The organism is Gluconacetobacter aggeris, from assembly GCF_014174395.1.
GTDB classification, from domain to species: domain Bacteria; phylum Pseudomonadota; class Alphaproteobacteria; order Acetobacterales; family Acetobacteraceae; genus Gluconacetobacter; species Gluconacetobacter aggeris.
This window is the reverse complement of sequence record NZ_JABEQD010000002.1, coordinates 125,103-141,478: the sequence shown is the minus strand read 5'-3', so window position 1 is coordinate 141,478 and position 16,376 is coordinate 125,103. Positions and strand designations below refer to the sequence as shown.

The window sequence follows — 16,376 nt, the reverse complement described above, 5'->3', positions numbered from 1 at the left end:
GTGGATCATGCCTGAACCGGAACCCGTTTGGGAAGCTATGCCGGGGCCGTTATCCGTCCAGGCCCTTTACCGCCGTTTCAGTGGGGAGGGATAATCGTCGGCGAGACCAGGATGCTGACGATGATCGCGGCGACCAGCACGGCCACCACGATAACGCCGCCGATGACCTGCCGGGTCTTGCTCGCGGCATCTTCGCCGGGGATTCCGGCCAGGCGTTTATTGTCCATGACCTGTTTTCCTTCCAACAGAATCCTGGCGCGCGGATTGCGTGCGCCATGCAGCCTGTCTGGAAACACCAGCCGGATCATTACCGGCGCGTATCTGGCAATCAGGCTCTGAGAAGGATCTGGTGCGGCCGGATACCGGCACAAGCAGGGGAAAGGGCGATCATGCGTATGTGATGGGCCCGTCTGGTTGCCGGTCAGGCCGGTGCGGCGGCGATGCTCAGCAGGGTCAGGATGCAGCATTCGACGCCGATGGCGGTGGCACCCAGGACGTCGCCCGTCAGGCCGCCGATCTGCTGTCGCGCCAGGCGCCCGAGCAGGATGGCCGCCAGTGCCGCGGCACCGCAGGATTGAAGTGCCCTGCCGACCGGCAGCACCAGCAGCGCGGCCGCCAGGGGGATCAGCAGGCAGGCCGCCAGTGCCGGACGCGGGATGCCGGGCAGCGTGGCGGCCAGCCCGTCCTGCCGGGCCGGCTTCATGGTCGCGGACAGGCCGGCCATCGCGGCCCGGCCCAGCCCGCCGGCGAGGGTCATCGCGATGGCAGGGTGGGGGGCTGCCGCCGCCGCGGTCACCCGGATCAGCAGGCCCATGCCCAAGGCCAGGGCGCCGTAACTGCCGATCCGGCTGTCGCGCATGATCGCCAGCTTCCGTTCCCGGTCCCGGCCGCCGCCGAAACCGTCGGCCGTGTCGGCCAGCCCGTCCTCATGCAGGCCGCCGGTCAGCAGGATCTGCAGTGCCACCGCCCATGCGGCCGCCAGATGGCGGTCCAGCCCCACCGACGCCAGACCGCCCAGCACCAGGCCGCCCATGGCCCCCAGGGCCAGGCCCACCAGCGGCCATGTCCATACCGAACGGCCCAGATCCATCCCGGCAGCGTCCGTGGACAGCCAGCCTGCGGGCAGCCGCGTCAGCAGGCCGATACCGGCCGCCAGGTCGGCACGGCGCCGGGCCAGCCAGATCATGTCCGTTCGCTGACGCCCGCGTCGGCGAAGCTGGCCATGCCGGTGTGGCAGGCCAGCGCCGCCCGCAGCAGCGGCACGGCAAGCGCGGCACCCGAGGCTTCGCCCAGCCGCAGGCCGAGATCCAGCAGCGGGTTCAGGCCCATAAAACCTGCCAGCGCGTGATGGGCGGCCTCGGCCGAGCGGTGCGACAGGCTGGTATGGGTCAATCCCGTCGGGTTCAGCCGCCGGAGCGGTGCCGCGGCGGCGCTGCAGACGAAGCCATCGAGCAGGACCGGAATGCGCCGATGCCGCGCCGCCAGCACCGCGCCCATGATGCCCGCCATCTCATAGCCACCCAGGGTTTGCGCCGCCACCAGCGGGTCGTCGCGGCATGCGGCATGATGTGCCAGGGCGATGTCGATGATTGCGGCCTTGTGCGCCACCCCGTCCGCATCCAGTCCGGTGCCACGGCCTGCCCAGTCGCGGCCGGTGCCGCCGAACAGCGCCGCCGCCAGCGCGGCGGCGGCCGTCGTGTTGCCGATTCCCATTTCGCCCAGGCACAGCAGGTCGGTATCGGCATCGACCGCCGCGTAACCGGCCGTGACGGCATCCAGAAAGGCCGGAATGGTCATGGCGGGGGCGGTGGTGAAATCCTCGGTCGGTGCCAGATCCGCCATCGGTATGACGGTCAGGGTGGCGTCCGCGATGCGGGCAAGCTGGTTGATCGCGGCCCCGCCGGCGAAAAAATTGCCGATCATCTGGGCGGTGACGCTGGCCGGCCAGGGGGAGACACCCTGTCGAACGACCCCGTGATTCCCGGCGAAGATCACGATCCGCACGCGTTCCAGGCTCGGCGTCGCACGCCCCTGCCACGCACCCAGCCACGCAACGAGCTCTTCCAGGCGGCCCAGGCTGCCGGCCGGCTTCGTCAATACGGCCTCGCGCGCCGCGATGGCCTGCGAAGCCGCGTGGTCGGGCGACGGCAGATCGACGCATGCGGCGTGCAGGCCGGCCATGCTTGAAAAAATCGTGGTGGCTTGCGGATGGACTTGCATGGCGGTTCTTGTGTGGCGTTATGCGCCCGGGCGCAAGACATAAGGAGATGAACAGGATGGCATCGGTGGAAACGGAGGCGCGCACGGAGTGTACGCTGGTGCTGGGTGGTGTTCGCTCGGGAAAGAGCCGCCATGCCGAGCAACTGGTCATGGCCGCGCCGGCACCCTGGATCTATATCGCCACCGCCCGGGTATGGGACGAGGAAATGCAAGCGCGGATCGAGCGGCATCGGGAGGATCGTGCCGTCGGCTGGCAGACGGTCGAAGAGCCTCTGGGCCTTGCGGGTGCGCTCGAGGAAGCCGGCCAGGCGCCGGTGCTGGTGGATTGCCTGACCCTGTGGTTGACCAATCTGCTGCTGGCGGAACGCGATATCGCGTCCGAGACGGGCGCGGTGTTGCGGGTGTTGGCACGGCGGTCGGCTCCGACCGTTCTGGTAAGCAATGAGGTGGGGCTGGGTATTGTGCCGGAGACGCCGCTGGGCAGGCGCTTTCGGGATGAAGCGGGATGGCTGAACCAGGCCGTGGCATGCGCGGCGCGGCGGGTCGTCTTCATGGTGGCCGGACTGCCGATGATCGTGAAAGCCGGATGAACGGGAAAGATGGAGCACGACATGCCGTCTTCGAACGGGTCACGATCGTGCATTCGACAGCCGCATGGCGGGCATGTCCCGAGACATGCCTTCCTGCCGATCGTTTTTATCTGGCAGCCATGGTGCGATTCTCCCGGAATCTGGGGGCGATATGATCGCTGTCGCTTCGCGGAGAGGGACATCGCGCGATAGCCGGCCCCATGAGTCCCGCGATGGTACTTATGCCCGTTCGTTCGACGAATTTCGAAATCTCGCGGCTTGCGGGTTCTTCGGGGATCGGGTGGCCGGTCGGAGGGCGCGGGAAATCGCCAGACGACATGGACGATTTCCCGTCTCACCCGTCCCTGGTCGGTGCGACGCGGGAATCCGGTCGCCCTTCGCGGCCTCGGAGGCCGGCATATCGACTGTTGCGACGAATATGACGGAAGCATTGCGAAATTTTTTTACTTTTGAAAAATCGTTTAAATAATAAAGGAAAAATTTATTTCAACCGGTTGCATGTTCTGCTTCGGCGTGGCGCGTTTCGGCGTCCCGCAAGAAAAAACGAGGCTCGGTTAATGCTTTGACTTGACAGAGGCGGCCACAACGCCGAGATGATGCCGAAGAAGAAAGATATTTTTACCCGACACCCAGGCAGGCCATCGACGATGGCGGGGAATGAAAACGGTCTTTCAGAATTCCGGTTTCCGATCACGCCGCCATGGCGCACCGGCTCCGGAGGGACTGTCGGTCATCGAGACAACGAAAGGTTGCACCTATAATGAGTGATGAGACGAAACCCACCCGGCGCCGGACGCCCCGCAAGGATGCCGAGACCGTGGTGACCGCGCCGCCGGCGCCCGAGGCAGCGCCTGCGAAGCGCAGCCGCGGGAAGGCCAAGGCCGCCGCACCCAAGATTGAAACGGCTCCCGTCGCGCCGGCCCCCGTCGTGGCCAAGGCCGAGGAAAAGCCGGCGCGTCGCACGCGCGTTGCCAAGGTGGCCAAGGTGGCGGTCGAGCCCGTTGCGGCACCGGTCCCCCCCGCGCCCGCGCGGCGTCGTGGAACGCCGCGCACGGCGCTGAAGGTCGGCCCCGTTGCGGAAGAAGCGGTGACGTCGCCCCGCAAGCCCGCCAAATCGGTTGCCGCGACGGCCAAGAAGCCGGCTGCCAAGGCCCGCACGACGCGCAAGGCCGCTGTCGTGGTGGCGCCGGTGGTGCCTGCCAAGGCTCCGGCCCGTCGGAAGGAAGCGGCGGTTGCCGTTGCGCCGGTCGCGGCCCCGAAGCGGGGTGCGAAGGCGCGTGCCGCCGTGGCCGTGGAAGCGAAGCCGGCTTCGGAAAAAGCGCGCAAGACCGCAACGAAGTCGGTCAAGGAGGCGCCGAAGCCCGAAGTGAAGGCGACCGCCACGAAGGCCAAGGCGTCCGCTGGCCGGAAGGCCGCGCCGAAGGACGTCGCCAAGCCGGTGGCCAAGGCTCCGGCGAAGGCTGCCGTGAAGAAGGCCGCGTCGAAGCCCGCCGCGAAGACCGTTGCCAAGGCCGGGAAGGTTCCGGCCAAGGGTGCCAAGGCGCCGGCTCCGGCCAAGAAGGCGGTTGCCGCCAAGGCCGTGCCGACGCCGCAGCGTGGAACTGGCCGCCGCATGGCAAAAGGGGATCGTACGGCGGTCGATGCATGGCGTGAAGCGCGCGAAGCGCGCAAGCAGGTGCGTCTGGCCCGGCTGGCAGCCGCACGCGGCCAGTAACGTCCGGCGCATCGCGCCGCAGGCGAACGAGCGTTGATCGAAAAGGGGCGGCACGTCATGGACGTGCCGCCCCTTTTTCTTTCTGGCGATTTCGGGGGAGCGTTCGGAGAAGATGGATTGGCGGGCATTGCCCAGTGCAAACGACGCGTACTGACCCATGGGTTCCAAAACAGTCTCCGACAGGCGGGAAGCTTGAGATTCATGCCGAATTGGTGATGGGGATTCGGTGGACGGTGAACCGGTCGGGGTGGCACCGTGCCGCGGACGGCTGGCCGGATATGCCGGTCGTGGCGACGTGATCTGACGCGATGGAGGATGACGACATGTCCGAATACCGACTGCATTCCGATCTGCCGATTGGCCTGAATGCGCAGGGCGAGCGGCAGGAGCATGACGCGCTGGGCGCGCTGCCGGTGCCGGCCGACCGCTATTGGGGCGCGCAGACGCAGCGCAGCCTGATTCATTTTTCGATCGGCACCGACCGTATGCCGCTGGAACTCTGCCGGGCCTATGGTCTGGTGAAGAAGGCGGCGGCGCTGGTGAATCAGGAAGCCGGGCGCCTGCCCGACTGGAAGGCCGCCGCCATCATGCAGGCAGCGGACGAGGTCGCGGACGGGCGGCTGGACGCGCATTTTCCATTGTTTGTCTGGCAGACCGGGTCGGGTACGCAGACAAACATGAACGTCAACGAGGTGATCGCCAATCGTGCGATCCAATTGCTGGGTGGCGAGCCGGGCAGCCAGAAGCCGATTCACCCCAATGACGACGTCAATATGGGGCAGTCCAGCAACGATACTTTTCCCACCGCCATGCATGTGGCGACGGTGCGCGGGATCGACGGGGGCCTGCTGCCGGAACTGGACGCGCTGGCCGGGCTGATCGAGGCCCGGTCGCGCGAATGGCAGGATGTCGTGAAAATCGGCCGCACCCATTTGCAGGATGCGGTGCCGCTGACGGTCGGTCAGGAATGGTCGGGCTGGGCGCATCAGATTCGCGATGCCATGCGTGCCGTGCAGGCCGCGCGTGGAAGCGCGCTGGAACTGGCGGCTGGCGGCACGGCGGTGGGAACCGGGCTGAACGCGCCGACGGGTTTCGGGAAGGCGATCGCGGCCCGGCTGGCGGAACTGACCGGTGCTGCGTTCGTGACTGCGCCCAATAAATTCGCGGCCCTCGCCGGGCTGGATGCGATGGTGCGGGTGTCGTCCGCCATTCGCGGATGTGCCGTGGTGCTGATGAAGATCGCCAACGACATGCGCTGGCTGGGCTCCGGCCCGCGATGCGGATTGGCGGAACTGTCCCTGCCGGCGAACGAGCCGGGATCGTCGATCATGCCGGGCAAGGTCAATCCGACCCAGTGCGAGGCCATGGTCATGATCTGTACCCAGATTCTGGGCAACGATGCCGCTGTTGCCTTTGCGGGCAGTCAGGGGCAATTCGAACTGAACGTGATGCGTCCGGTCGTGATCGCGAACGTGCTGCATTCCCTGCGCATACTGGCCGATGGCTGTCGGTCGTTCCGCACCTTCTCGGTGGAGGGGACGCAACTGAATCTCGAGCGGATTCGCCGCTATGTCGAAGGATCGGTGATGCTGGTGACGGCGCTGACGCCCGTCATCGGTTATGACCGGGCCTCGGCGATCGCGCATGACGCGATGGAGCATGATCTGTCGCTGCGCGACGCGGCCTTGCGATCGGGGCTGGTGAATGCGGAAACGTTCGATCGCCTGGTGCGGCCGATCGATATGGTAGGCCACGGAACAGCCGGCGCCTGAAAGCCTGACTGTAAATGCGCGCTGGTGGCGATCCGACGCGCGTTCCCTGTGCTCCGATGCCCACGACCTGAAGGTCGCTCCGCTTCGGTGCTCGGAAACACACGACGGGCGTGCCGCTGCGCGACACTCTCGCTCACCAGCCCCCAGTTCCAGTCAGGCTTTTGAGAGACATCCTTTGATGCTTCGATGTCATCGTCATGATCCGAGGGCTGTCGGGCGGGGTTTTTCCCGCGAGGCCCTTTTAACGTCCGGGGATGTACGGCAGAAAATCGGGTCATGATGGATATCATGTCGAATATGCTGATGAAGCTGGTGCGGCGGCTGGACCCTGAGGACGCGCATCGCCTGGCCCTGGATGCCCTCATGCTCGGTCTGGGGGGCGGCAATGGCTCGGGCCAGGACGATCCGGCGTTGTCGGTACGGGCGATGGGGCTGCGCTTTCCCAATCCGATCGGCATTGCCGCCGGTTTCGACAAGAACGCCCAGGTGATCCGGCCTCTGGCGCGGATCGGGTTCGGCTTTGTCGAGGCCGGAACGGTGACGCCGCTGCCGCAGGAAGGCAACCCGCGTCCGCGCCTGTTCCGGTTGACGGAAGATCGGGCGATCATCAACCGCATGGGTTTCAACAACCAGGGCATCGACCGGTTCGCTGTCCGCATGGCGCGGCTGCACAAGCTTCCCGCCAAGGGCAATGGCGCCGGCGCGCGGGTGCCGGTGGGGGTCAATCTGGGCATCAACAAGAATGGTGCCGACCCCGAGCGCGACTATCCCCGTCTGGTCGGGCGCGTGAAGCATTATGCGGACTATATTGTACTGAACCTGTCATCGCCCAACACGCCCGGCCTGCGCGACCTGCAGCAGGCCGACCGGCTGCAGGCGATCCTGCACGCGATCGGCGAGGCCCATCCCGACCGGCCGCCGCTGCTGGTCAAGCTGGCGCCCGATCTGGCCCGCGACGATATCGGACCGGTGATCGAGGCCGTGATTGCCGGTGGCGCGCAGGGTGTGACCGTGACCAACACCACGATCTCGCGGCCCGACGGGTTGCGCAGCCCCCATGCCGGCGAAGCCGGCGGCCTGTCGGGCCGCCCGCTGCGTCCCCTGGCCGAGGCGGTGCTGCGCGACGTGGCGCAGATTGCCGCCGGACGACTGACGCTGGTGGCCTGCGGCGGGATCGAGACCGGGGCCGATATCGTGGACCGGGTGCGTGCCGGGGCCGATCTGGTGCAGCTTTATAGTGCCTTTGCCTATGAGGGGCCGGGGATCGTGCGGCGCCTGAAGCGTGAGACGGTTCGGGCACTGAATGCCGAAGGGTTCGAGACGCTGGCCGACGCGAAGGGGACCGCGTGATGCGCTTTCTCGACGGGATCGTGCCGCTGGCCGCGCAGTATGACGGTTTTATCGTCGATCTCTGGGGGGTCATCCATGACGGTGTCAGCCCCTATCCGGGGGCGCGGGACTGTCTGGCGGCGCTGCGCGCGGCGGGGCGGCGCGTCGTGCTGTTATCCAACGCGCCACGGCGGGTATCGGTGGTGCGCGAGGGACTGCGCGCCATGGGGGTGGCGGACGATCTGTACGACGGGGTGATGACCAGCGGCGAATATACGCGCGGCCTGCTGGCCGAACGTACCGATCCCTGGTTTGCCGGTCTGGGGCGCCGGATGCTGCATCTGGGGGCGCCGAAAGACTATAATCTGTTCGAAGGGCTGGATCTGGAGCGGGTCGAAGACCCGGCCGATGCGGATTTCATTCTGAATACCGGACCGAACCCGGAGCAGGGCGAGGGCGACCCCACCCCCTATCTGCCGCTGTTGGACGCCTGTGCCGCACGCGGACTGAAGATGGTGTGTGCCAATCCGGATATGGAAGTGATCCGTGCCGGCCAGCGGCTGATCTGCGCCGGCTTGCTGGCCAGCCTGTATGAGCAGAAGGGTTGCGCCGTCCGCTGGATCGGCAAGCCGCATCCGGAGGTCTATGGCCCTGTCCTGCGCATGCTCGACGTGCCGCGCGAGCGCGTGCTGGCGGTCGGTGACGCGCTGGCCACCGACATGCGCGGGGCAAGGGCCATAGGGGTTGATGGCTGCTGGGTGCTGGGCGGCATTCATCAGGAAATGATTGGCGACGACACGGCATTGGCCGAAGCGGAAGCTTCCTCGGCGGGACTGGCCCCGGTGGCCTGCGTGCCGGCCTTCCGCTGGGGGCTCTGAGCGACGCTCGGATGCCAGTGTTCCGGCGTTGTCCGAACCCAGTAGGCGTTACACTCTTAACACTCTTACTCGTTGATACGAAATGATAACGAAGAGCCTGATCGGAAATGTGGGCTGGTGAGCGAGAGTGCCGCATAGCGGCACGGCCGGCGTGTGTTTTTGAGCATCGGAGCGGAGCGGCCTCGATGGTCGTGAGCACCGAAGCGCAGAAAACGCGCGTCGGATTGCCGGCAGCGCGCATTTCCGATCAGGCGCGGCCGGTTTGGTGGGTTAGGTGCATCGGGTCTATATTGATGGTCGCCAGGGCCTGGCGCCATTTGGCGCCGTGGTCCAGCCCGAAGAGGATTTCGTCGCTGGGCGGGGCTGGTAACCAGGCATTGTGGCGGATGATTTCGTTCTCCAACTGATCGTCGCACCAGCTTGCATGGCCCAGGGCCAGCAGGGCGTTGCGGGGGCCGGCGCCGTCGGCGATATCGCGCAGCACGTCCAGGCTGGCGGTCAGCGTGGTACTGTTATCGACCGACAGGCTGCTATCGCCGATCCAGTCCGAGGAATGCAGCACGAAGCCTCTTCCGCCATCCACCGGGCCACCGGCGCACAGCGCGATCCGGCGGCGCGGCGGCACCGGATCGATGCCGAGCCGTTCCAGCACGTCATCCAGGCCTGGTTGCGACAATCGGCGATTGACGATCAGCCCCATCGCGCCTTCTCCGGGCACGTGGGCGCACAGATAGATCACGGTGCGGGCGAAGGGGCTGTCCGCCAGGGCCGGGGAAGCGACAAGCAGGGAACCGGTGAGGGAATCAGCCGAGGTCTGGGAAAGGGGAAACATCACCTTGTACATAGAACAAGAACCGCCGGCCATTGCAACCGCGGCATGCCGATTTGCGGCGGCGGGGGGATTGGCGCTTAAATATTCGCGACAGAATGGCCATGGGAGCATCCGGCGATGACGCAGATTGTTTTGGTGACGGGGGCAACGGCAGGTTTCGGCAAGGCGATTGCGGAACGGCTGGTGCAGGACGGATATCGGGTGATTGCCACCGGGCGCCGCCGCGACCGGCTGGAGGCGCTGGCCGGGGCGCTCGGGCCGGCGCTGCTGCCGCTGGTGCTGGACATGGATGACAGCGCGGCCCTGCGCGCGCTGCCCGCCAGCCTGCCGGATGGATGGCAGGAGGTGGATATCCTGATCAACAATGCCGGCCTGGCGCTGGGCATGGGCAAGGCGCAGGACAGCGCGGTCGCGGACTGGCGGCAGATGATCGAGACCAATATCGCCGGGCTGGTCGAAATTACACACGCCCTGCTGCCCGGCATGGTGGCGCGCGATCGGGGCCATATCATCTCGATCGGCAGCACCGCCGGCATCTATCCGTATCTGGGCGGCAATGTCTATGGCGGCACCAAAGCGTTCGTCGCGCAGTTCATGCGCAATCTGCGCTGCGACCTGCTGGGCACGAAGGTGCGGGCGACGAATCTGGAGCCGGGCCTGTGCGGGGGCAGCGAATTCAGCAATGTGCGCCTGCGTGACGATGCCAAGGCGGCCGCCGTGTATCAGGACACGCATCCGATCCAGCCCGAGGATATCGCCGAGACCGTGGCCTGGGTGCTGGGGTTGCCGGCGCATGTCAACATCAACCGTATCGAGATGATGCCGACCTGCCAGGCGGCCGGTGGGCTGGCCGTGGCGAGGGGGCTGGAGGTCTGATGGAGGATGAGAACGCGCTCGACCTAAAGACAGTGCTGCATCGCTGCCGGGTCGAGGAGGGGGTGCGTTTCGACCTGGCGGACCATCCGACCCGCATCGCGGAGATTGCGGGTATCGACAAGGCAGCGGGCAAGCACATGCTGCGTCATGGCGTGAAGCGCCTGTCGGCCTTGCAGGAGCTGCTGTACGCCAACGGCACCTGGTCGTTGCTGCTGGTCTTCCAGGCGATGGATGCCGGTGGCAAGGATGGAATGATCAAGCATGTGATGTCCGGAGTGAATCCCCAGGGCGTGACGGTGACGTCCTTCAAGCAGCCGGGGCCGGTCGAACTGGCGCATGATTATCTGTGGCGGGTGCATCTGGCGGCGCCCTCCAGCGGGCGGATCGGGATCTTCAACCGCAGCCATTACGAGGAAGTTCTCGTCACGCGGGTGCATCCCGAACTGCTGGTTCAGCAGAAAATCCCGGCCCCGTTGCGCGATGGTGCGATCTGGGAGGAACGGTATCGCGACATACGGCATTTCGAACATTACCTGTCGCGGCAGGGAACGGTGGTGCTGAAATTCTTCCTGAATCTGTCGAAGGAAGAACAGCGGAAACGCTTCCTGCGGCGGATCGACCAGGATGAGAAGCACTGGAAATTCTCGGTCTCGGACGCGCGGGAGCGGGAGCATTGGGATGCCTACCGCAATGCCTATCGCGAGGCGATCGGCAATACCGCCCAGCCCAGCGCCCCGTGGTTCGTGATTCCGGCCGATCGGAAATGGATGGCGCGGCTGCTGGTGATGGAAACGATCATCGCGGCGCTGGAGGGGCTGAAGCTGAGCATTCCGGACCCGGCGCCCGACATCGTCCGCGACATGGCGGCAGTGCGCCGCGAACTGGAAGCGCAGGCGCCGAAGGCGAAGCACGCATGATGATGGAACGGAGTGGATCTTCGCGCATGGATCATAAGGGCTGGCGGGTGGGGGTGGCTATCGCGGGTGCTGTCTTCGCGATGAGCCTGCACGGCGCGCAGGCGCAGGAGGCCATCGGGCCCGCCTGCGATAACCGGCATTTCCTGGCGGTGCAGCAGGCGTTCGAGGACGGGTCGCTGCGCGGGGACCAGCCGGTGCATGTCTGCGGCCGGGTGATCGCGGTCTCGCGTCAGCGCCGGACGCGCAGCGGATGGCATGGTTATTTCTATGTCGATGTCGGGCAGGGTGTGTCGATCCGCATCGTGTCGGACCTGGACCGGATGGCAGCGCCGGCCTGGCCTTGGGTTGCCAAGGAGGATGCGGTCGATGTCGTGGGCCGGTACTATTACGACAATCCGCGTAGTCAGGGCATCGACTGGACCCATCATGGCACGGGCCGGACATGGGGCATGCCGGGATATGTCGCCGTTAATGGCGCGCGGTATCAGTGAAGAGGGGCGGGTGGGCTTTGTGGGGCTCTGCCCCACGCCCCGCCAAAGGGCAGGCGCCCTTTGGAAACCCATTCGTTATCAGATGATTGGGGGGCGGGGCGGAGCCCTGGTTGCCAGATAAAAGAAGGGCTGCGCGGCTTGTGCCGTGCGGCCCTCTTTATAGGTCCCCGCTGGGACGGGGGTTAGTTCGCGGTTTCAGATTCCCGCTCGCTGCCTTCGTCGCCTTCGGTGGCGGTCTCGCCATTGGCTTCGATATATTCGAAATCCAGCGCGCCGTCCTTCAGCGTGATCTTGACCGCGCCACCTTTGACCAGCCGGCCGAACAGCAATTCCTCGGCCAGCGGCTTCTTGATGTTCTCCTGGATCACCCGGCCGAGCGGACGGGCGCCGTAGAGGCGGTCGTAGCCGCGTTCGGCCAGCCATTCCTTGGCCGCCGACGAGATTTCGATCGTGACGTTGCGGTCGGCAAGCTGGGCTTCGAGCTGGAAGACGAACTTCTCGACCACCCGGCCCACGATCTCGGGCGTGAGGTTGGCGAAGGGGATGATCGCATCCAGGCGGTTGCGGAATTCCGGGGTGAAGATGCGCTTGATCGCTTCCTCATCCTCGCCCTGCCGTGTGTCGCGGCCGAAGCCGATCGCCTCCTTGCTCAGGTCTGCGGCCCCCGCATTGGTCGTCATGATCAGGACGACATTGCGGAAATCGACGGTCTTGCCGTTATGGTCGGTCAGGCGGCCATGGTCCATGACCTGCAGCAGGACATTGTACAGGTCCTGATGCGCCTTCTCGATTTCATCGAGCAGCAGCACGGCATGCGGATGCTGGTCGATCGCGTCGGTCAGCAGGCCGCCCTGGTCGAAGCCGACATAGCCCGGCGGGGCGCCGATCAGGCGCGAGATCGAATGGCGCTCCATATATTCGGACATGTCGAAGCGGACCAGTTCGATGCCCAGCGTCTTGGCCAATTGCTTCGCCACCTCGGTCTTGCCCACGCCGGTCGGGCCGGAGAACAGGTAGTTGCCGATCGGCTTTTCCGGATCGCGCAGGCCGGCGCGTGACAGCTTGATTGCGGCCGTCAGGGCCTCGATCGCGCGGTCCTGGCCGTAGACCATGCCCTTGAGGTCGCGTTCGAGGGTGCGCAGCGTCTCCTTGTCGTCCGACGACACGCTCTTGGGCGGGATGCGGGCGATCTTCGCCACGATGTCCTCGACATCCTTCAGGGTCACGGTCTTGCGGCGCCGGTTCTCGGGCACCAGCATGCGCGAGGCCCCGACCTCGTCGATCACGTCGATCGCCTTGTCCGGCAGCTTACGGTCATGGATGTATTTCGCCGCCAGTTCCACCGCGCCGCGAATCGCTTCCTCGGTGTAGCGGACCTTGTGGTGGCGTTCGTAATTCCCCTTCAGGCCGCGCAGGATCTTGACCGCGTCCTCGACCGACGGTTCGGCGACGTCGATCTTCTGGAAGCGGCGGACCAGCGCGCGGTCCTTCTCGAAATGCTGGCGGTACTCCTTGTAGGTCGTGGAGCCGATGCAGCGCAGCGTGCCGGCCGCGAGCGCGGGCTTCAGCAGGTTGGAGGCGTCCATGGCCCCGCCCGAGGTCGCGCCCGCGCCGATCACGGTATGGATCTCGTCGATGAAGAGGATGCTGCCCGGATTATTGTCCAGTTCGGTGACGACCGCCTTCAGCCGTTCCTCGAAATCGCCGCGATAGCGGGTGCCGGCCAGCAGCGCGCCCATATCCAGCGAATAGATCGTGGATTTGAGCAGCACTTCGGGCACGTCGCCTTCGACGATGCGCTTGGCCAGCCCCTCGGCAATGGCCGTCTTGCCCACGCCCGGATCGCCCACATAGAGCGGGTTGTTCTTGGTGCGGCGGCACAGGATCTGGATCGTGCGCTCGATTTCCGAATCGCGGCCGATCAGCGGGTCGACCTTTCCGTCCTCGGCCTTGCGGTTGAGGTTGGTGCAGTAGGCGCTGAGCGCGTCCTGATTCTTCTGGGCGCCCTTGCCGCGTTCCTCGCGCTCGCCCTCCGGATTTTCCTGCGCGCTGCCGGTGATCGGGCGGCGTGTGGAGCGGTCCGGCGCCTTGGCGATGCCGTGGGAGATGAAATTGACCGCGTCGAGCCGCGTCATGTCCTGCAGTTGCAGGAAGTAGACCGCGTGGCTTTCGCGTTCGGCGAACAAGGCGACCAGCACGTTCGACCCCGTGACCTCGTCGCGGCCGGTGGACTGGACATGGATGGCGGCGCGCTGGATCACGCGCTGGAAGGCGGCGGTGGGCTTGGGGTCGACCGTCCGGTCGGATGCCAGCCCCGCCAGGTCCTTGTCGAGGAATTCGGTCAGGTCCGACCGCAGCTTGTCGAGATCGACGCCGCAGGCGCGGAAAACCGTCACCGCGTCGCTGTCGTCGACGAGGGCCAGCAGCAAATGTTCCAGGGTCGCATATTCGTGACGCCGATCCCCGGCTAGGGTCAGGGCACGGTGAAGCGTCTGTTCGAGAGTGCGTGACAACATCCGTGACGCTCCTTTTCCTGGGTCGGACCCGAACCCGACGGGTCGGGCCGGTCGAACAGGACCATATTTGGTGTGTTTTGGACGGAAAGCCAGTGGAAAGAACGATAAAGTTCTGACCGGGGCGCGCAGTTGCCGCATGGCTGCGGCAGGATAGGCTTTGCGCACGCCGCATGTGCCCACATGCGTGGGCCGGAGGGGAGGTGCGCTGCCGATGGCATGCCGGTTATCGGGTTCGGGCCGAACGGCCCGAGATAAGTTGCAAAAACAACGATCTGGCGAAAATCGTGCGCTCAATCCGCGAGGCGGGGTTCAGCCTAGTCTTTCTCGATCGTGCATTGCAGCGGGTGCTGGTTCTGCCGCGCCAGGTCCATGACCTGCGTCACCTTGGTCTCGGCGACCTCGTAGGTAAAGACGCCGCAGACGCCGACGCCGCGCTTGTGGACGTGCAGCATGATGTCCGTCGCTTCCTCGCGCGATTTCTGGAAGAACCGTTCGAGGACATGAACGACGAATTCCATCGGCGTGTAATCGTCGTTCAGCATCAGGACCTTGTACATCGCCGGCTTGCGCGTTTGCGGCCGGGTGCGGACGACGACGCCGATCGTGGGGGAATCGGGATTGTCCGGGTCGGAATCCTGTCCGTTGCCATCGCGTCGGGTCGGGTTGTTGCCGCCATGCGCCCATACCGAACCCGGCGCGGCTGCGACGCGCGGGCCGATCATGGGCCGGACAGGGAAAAATGCTGCTGTCATGGTCATACCATATTGGATCGGCATCGTCGGTTGGAAGAGCGAAGCGGGGGAATTTTAAGCATGGCTGGGCCCGTCTTTCGACGGCCAAATCCGCCGGAAGCGGCGCATCGCCGCGTGCTGCCGCCTGTGGCCGGGTGCGGGTATCGCTGAAAAGACTGTATTTTCTTTCCCTTATCGTGGTTTTCTCTGGACGCGTTCCGAAAAATGACCATAAAGTTGACGGATGATGCGGATCCTGTGACGAGGGGACAGGCGGTGGCCGACGGAGCATGGATGGACGAGAAGCGGGGATGGCTCGCCCACCTGCGTCGCACTGTGGCATCTCTCATTCCTGACGGCGCGCGCCGTCAGGCGGGTCGCGGGCGTACCCTGCGCCTGTCCGTTGGTCTGGCGGCCGGATATCTGGCCACGACCGTGGTCGCCACGCCCCGTGCCCATGCCCAGTATGTCGGCCAGATCAGCTCCATCGTCATGGACGCCCGCACGGGCGCCGTGCTGTCGCAGAGCAATCCCGACCTCCAGCGCTTTCCCGCCAGCCTGACGAAGTTGATGACGCTCTATATGGCTTTCAAGGCCATGCGGGGCGGGCAGATCACGCTCGACCAGTCGGTGCCTGTGTCGGCCCATTCCGCCTCCATGGAACCGTCGAAGCTGGGGCTGGTGCCCGGCAGCTACCTGACGGTGGAGCAGGCCGTGCTGGGTCTGGTGACCAAATCGGCCAATGATGCCGCCTGTGCGCTGGGTGAATTGCTGGGTGGGGGGGACGAGGCCCGGTTCGCCGATCTCATGACCCGTCAGGCGCGGGCGCTGGGCATGGTCAATACGACCTTCCGCAATGCCTCGGGCCTGCCGAACGACGAGCAGATGACCTCGGCGCGCGACCTGGCGGTGCTGACCAGGCAGATCATCACCGAATTCCCGGAATATTACCATTATTTCTCGGTTCCTTCCTTCTATTTCCATGGTCGGCAGGTGCCCAACCATGATCCGATGCTGCGGATCTATCCGGGCGCCGACGGGCTGAAGACGGGCTATACGGTGCTGGCCGGGCGCAATCTGGTCACTTCGGCAGTGCGCGAGAATGTGCGGCTGATCGGCGTGGTGCTGGGGGCGCGGAGCAATCCGCAGCGCAGTGCCCTGATGGCCGGTATCCTCGATGACGGTTTCCGTCAGGAAGGCGTGGCCGATGTGCACCGGCCTCTGGTGCTGGCGCGTGGGACCCATCGCCGGGCCGCGATCATGCTGGCCGCCGCGACGCGTGGCAGCGGCGGGCCGGAGCAGGTGGCCGAACTGCCGAGCACGCTCCATCATCGTGCCGGGACGCACCATGGGCGCGCCCATGTCCCCGTGCATATGGTCGCGGCGGGCCATGCAGGCCACGCAACGCGCCGGCATGGACGCAGCCACGGCTGAGGCGAGGGGGCGAGCGGCGCGTTGCCCTTGCCTAGCGGCCCTGTCCCGCGCATTTATCCCCCGAGAGTTGATGGTG

At 65.8% G+C, this 16,376-nt stretch carries 15 protein-coding genes; 9 read left to right on the top strand and 6 right to left on the bottom strand.

What is annotated here, in order from left to right; genetic code table 11:
* Nucleotides 1-77 precede the first annotated feature (77 nt).
* The 3 genes from HLH36_RS03360 to cobT all read right to left on the bottom strand — a co-directional run bounded on the left by HLH36_RS03360 (nucleotide 78) and on the right by cobT (nucleotide 2,181).
* Nucleotides 78-308: a hypothetical protein gene (locus HLH36_RS03360; RefSeq protein ID WP_182985066.1), complete on the bottom strand. Its 231-nt coding sequence runs from the start codon at nucleotides 306-308 to the stop codon at nucleotides 78-80.
* 113 nt (nucleotides 309-421) lie between these two features.
* Nucleotides 422-1,186 carry an adenosylcobinamide-GDP ribazoletransferase gene (cobS, locus tag HLH36_RS03355; RefSeq protein ID WP_182985065.1) on the bottom strand — a complete coding sequence of 255 codons (765 nt, stop codon included), beginning with the start codon at nucleotides 1,184-1,186 and terminating at the stop codon, nucleotides 422-424.
* Complete coding sequence (gene cobT / locus HLH36_RS03350) at nucleotides 1,183-2,181, bottom strand: nicotinate-nucleotide--dimethylbenzimidazole phosphoribosyltransferase (protein ID WP_182985064.1); 999 nt, start codon at nucleotides 2,179-2,181, stop codon at nucleotides 1,183-1,185. The genes cobS and cobT overlap by 4 nt, the downstream gene beginning before the upstream one ends.
* Before the next feature lie 95 nt (nucleotides 2,182-2,276).
* On the opposite strand from cobT, the gene cobU reads away from it, so the two are divergent.
* The 5 genes from cobU to HLH36_RS03325 all read left to right on the top strand — a co-directional run bounded on the left by cobU (nucleotide 2,277) and on the right by HLH36_RS03325 (nucleotide 8,503).
* Complete coding sequence (gene cobU, locus HLH36_RS03345; RefSeq protein WP_246376387.1) at nucleotides 2,277-2,810, top strand: bifunctional adenosylcobinamide kinase/adenosylcobinamide-phosphate guanylyltransferase; 534 nt, start codon at nucleotides 2,277-2,279, stop codon at nucleotides 2,808-2,810.
* Between the two features lie 760 nt (nucleotides 2,811-3,570).
* The gene (locus tag HLH36_RS03340; protein ID WP_182985062.1) at nucleotides 3,571-4,524 is read left to right on the top strand and encodes a hypothetical protein; all 954 of its coding nucleotides are present in this window, start codon (nucleotides 3,571-3,573) and stop codon (nucleotides 4,522-4,524) included.
* Nucleotides 4,525-4,847: 323 nt separating this feature from the next.
* Entirely contained in the window at nucleotides 4,848-6,296 is a 1,449-nt protein-coding gene (gene fumC, locus HLH36_RS03335; RefSeq protein WP_182985061.1) for a class II fumarate hydratase, read from the top strand.
* A 279-nt stretch (nucleotides 6,297-6,575) separates the two neighbouring features.
* Nucleotides 6,576-7,646, top strand: coding sequence for a quinone-dependent dihydroorotate dehydrogenase (locus HLH36_RS03330; protein WP_182985355.1), 1,071 nt, complete (start codon nucleotides 6,576-6,578; stop codon nucleotides 7,644-7,646).
* Nucleotides 7,646-8,503: a TIGR01459 family HAD-type hydrolase gene (locus HLH36_RS03325; protein ID WP_182985060.1), complete on the top strand. Its 858-nt coding sequence runs from the start codon at nucleotides 7,646-7,648 to the stop codon at nucleotides 8,501-8,503. Before HLH36_RS03330 ends, HLH36_RS03325 begins: the two co-directional genes overlap by 1 nt.
* Nucleotides 8,504-8,750: 247 nt before the next feature.
* Here the strand turns inward: HLH36_RS03325 and HLH36_RS03320 are convergent, their stop codons facing one another.
* On the bottom strand, nucleotides 8,751-9,335 hold the full coding sequence (locus HLH36_RS03320; protein WP_182985059.1) for a YqgE/AlgH family protein: 585 nt from the start codon (nucleotides 9,333-9,335) through the stop codon (nucleotides 8,751-8,753).
* A 117-nt stretch (nucleotides 9,336-9,452) separates the two neighbouring features.
* On the opposite strand from HLH36_RS03320, the gene HLH36_RS03315 reads away from it, so the two are divergent.
* The 3 genes from HLH36_RS03315 (at nucleotide 9,453) to HLH36_RS03305 (ending at nucleotide 11,619) form a co-directional block, all read left to right on the top strand.
* Nucleotides 9,453-10,211, top strand: a complete 759-nt coding sequence (locus HLH36_RS03315; RefSeq protein ID WP_182985058.1) for an SDR family NAD(P)-dependent oxidoreductase — start codon at nucleotides 9,453-9,455, stop codon at nucleotides 10,209-10,211.
* Nucleotides 10,211-11,128, top strand: coding sequence for a polyphosphate kinase 2 family protein (locus HLH36_RS03310; RefSeq protein WP_182985057.1), 918 nt, complete (start codon nucleotides 10,211-10,213; stop codon nucleotides 11,126-11,128). The genes HLH36_RS03315 and HLH36_RS03310 overlap by 1 nt, the downstream gene beginning before the upstream one ends.
* Before the next feature lie 80 nt (nucleotides 11,129-11,208).
* Nucleotides 11,209-11,619 carry a DUF3465 domain-containing protein gene (locus HLH36_RS03305; RefSeq protein ID WP_220792698.1) on the top strand — a complete coding sequence of 137 codons (411 nt, stop codon included), beginning with the start codon at nucleotides 11,209-11,211 and terminating at the stop codon, nucleotides 11,617-11,619.
* Between the two features lie 182 nt (nucleotides 11,620-11,801).
* Here the strand turns inward: HLH36_RS03305 and clpA are convergent, their stop codons facing one another.
* On the bottom strand, nucleotides 11,802-14,135 hold the full coding sequence (gene clpA / locus HLH36_RS03300) for an ATP-dependent Clp protease ATP-binding subunit ClpA (protein WP_182985055.1): 2,334 nt from the start codon (nucleotides 14,133-14,135) through the stop codon (nucleotides 11,802-11,804).
* A gap of 314 nt (nucleotides 14,136-14,449) precedes the next feature.
* The gene (gene clpS, locus HLH36_RS03295) at nucleotides 14,450-14,857 is read right to left on the bottom strand and encodes an ATP-dependent Clp protease adapter ClpS (protein ID WP_182985354.1); all 408 of its coding nucleotides are present in this window, start codon (nucleotides 14,855-14,857) and stop codon (nucleotides 14,450-14,452) included.
* Between the two features lie 303 nt (nucleotides 14,858-15,160).
* Between clpS and HLH36_RS03290 the strand changes: the two genes are divergently transcribed.
* Nucleotides 15,161-16,300 (top strand): D-alanyl-D-alanine carboxypeptidase family protein, encoded by a 1,140-nt coding sequence (locus tag HLH36_RS03290; protein WP_182985054.1) that lies wholly within the window; start codon nucleotides 15,161-15,163, stop codon nucleotides 16,298-16,300.
* The last annotated feature ends 76 nt before the right edge of the window (nucleotides 16,301-16,376 follow it).

What these genes read in the sequence shown, in the direction of transcription:
- clpS (WP_182985354.1), bottom strand. Translation starts at nt 14,857, where the DNA reads ATGATCGGCCCGCGCGTCGCAGCCGCGCCGGGTTCGGTATGGGCGCAT.
- HLH36_RS03360 (WP_182985066.1), bottom strand. Translation starts at nt 308, where the DNA reads ATGATCCGGCTGGTGTTTCCAGACAGGCTGCATGGCGCACGCAATCCG.
- HLH36_RS03325 (WP_182985060.1), top strand. Translation starts at nt 7,646, where the DNA reads ATGCGCTTTCTCGACGGGATCGTGCCGCTGGCCGCGCAGTATGACGGT.
- cobS (WP_182985065.1), bottom strand. Translation starts at nt 1,186, where the DNA reads ATGATCTGGCTGGCCCGGCGCCGTGCCGACCTGGCGGCCGGTATCGGC.
- clpA (WP_182985055.1), bottom strand. Translation starts at nt 14,135, where the DNA reads ATGTTGTCACGCACTCTCGAACAGACGCTTCACCGTGCCCTGACCCTA.
- cobT (WP_182985064.1), bottom strand. Translation starts at nt 2,181, where the DNA reads ATGGCCGGCCTGCACGCCGCATGCGTCGATCTGCCGTCGCCCGACCAC.
- HLH36_RS03330 (WP_182985355.1), top strand. Translation starts at nt 6,576, where the DNA reads ATGGATATCATGTCGAATATGCTGATGAAGCTGGTGCGGCGGCTGGAC.
- HLH36_RS03305 (WP_220792698.1), top strand. Translation starts at nt 11,209, where the DNA reads ATGAGCCTGCACGGCGCGCAGGCGCAGGAGGCCATCGGGCCCGCCTGC.
- HLH36_RS03290 (WP_182985054.1), top strand. Translation starts at nt 15,161, where the DNA reads ATGGACGAGAAGCGGGGATGGCTCGCCCACCTGCGTCGCACTGTGGCA.
- HLH36_RS03320 (WP_182985059.1), bottom strand. Translation starts at nt 9,335, where the DNA reads ATGTTTCCCCTTTCCCAGACCTCGGCTGATTCCCTCACCGGTTCCCTG.
- HLH36_RS03340 (WP_182985062.1), top strand. Translation starts at nt 3,571, where the DNA reads ATGAGTGATGAGACGAAACCCACCCGGCGCCGGACGCCCCGCAAGGAT.
- HLH36_RS03315 (WP_182985058.1), top strand. Translation starts at nt 9,453, where the DNA reads ATGACGCAGATTGTTTTGGTGACGGGGGCAACGGCAGGTTTCGGCAAG.
- cobU (WP_246376387.1), top strand. Translation starts at nt 2,277, where the DNA reads ATGGCATCGGTGGAAACGGAGGCGCGCACGGAGTGTACGCTGGTGCTG.
- HLH36_RS03310 (WP_182985057.1), top strand. Translation starts at nt 10,211, where the DNA reads ATGGAGGATGAGAACGCGCTCGACCTAAAGACAGTGCTGCATCGCTGC.
- fumC (WP_182985061.1), top strand. Translation starts at nt 4,848, where the DNA reads ATGTCCGAATACCGACTGCATTCCGATCTGCCGATTGGCCTGAATGCG.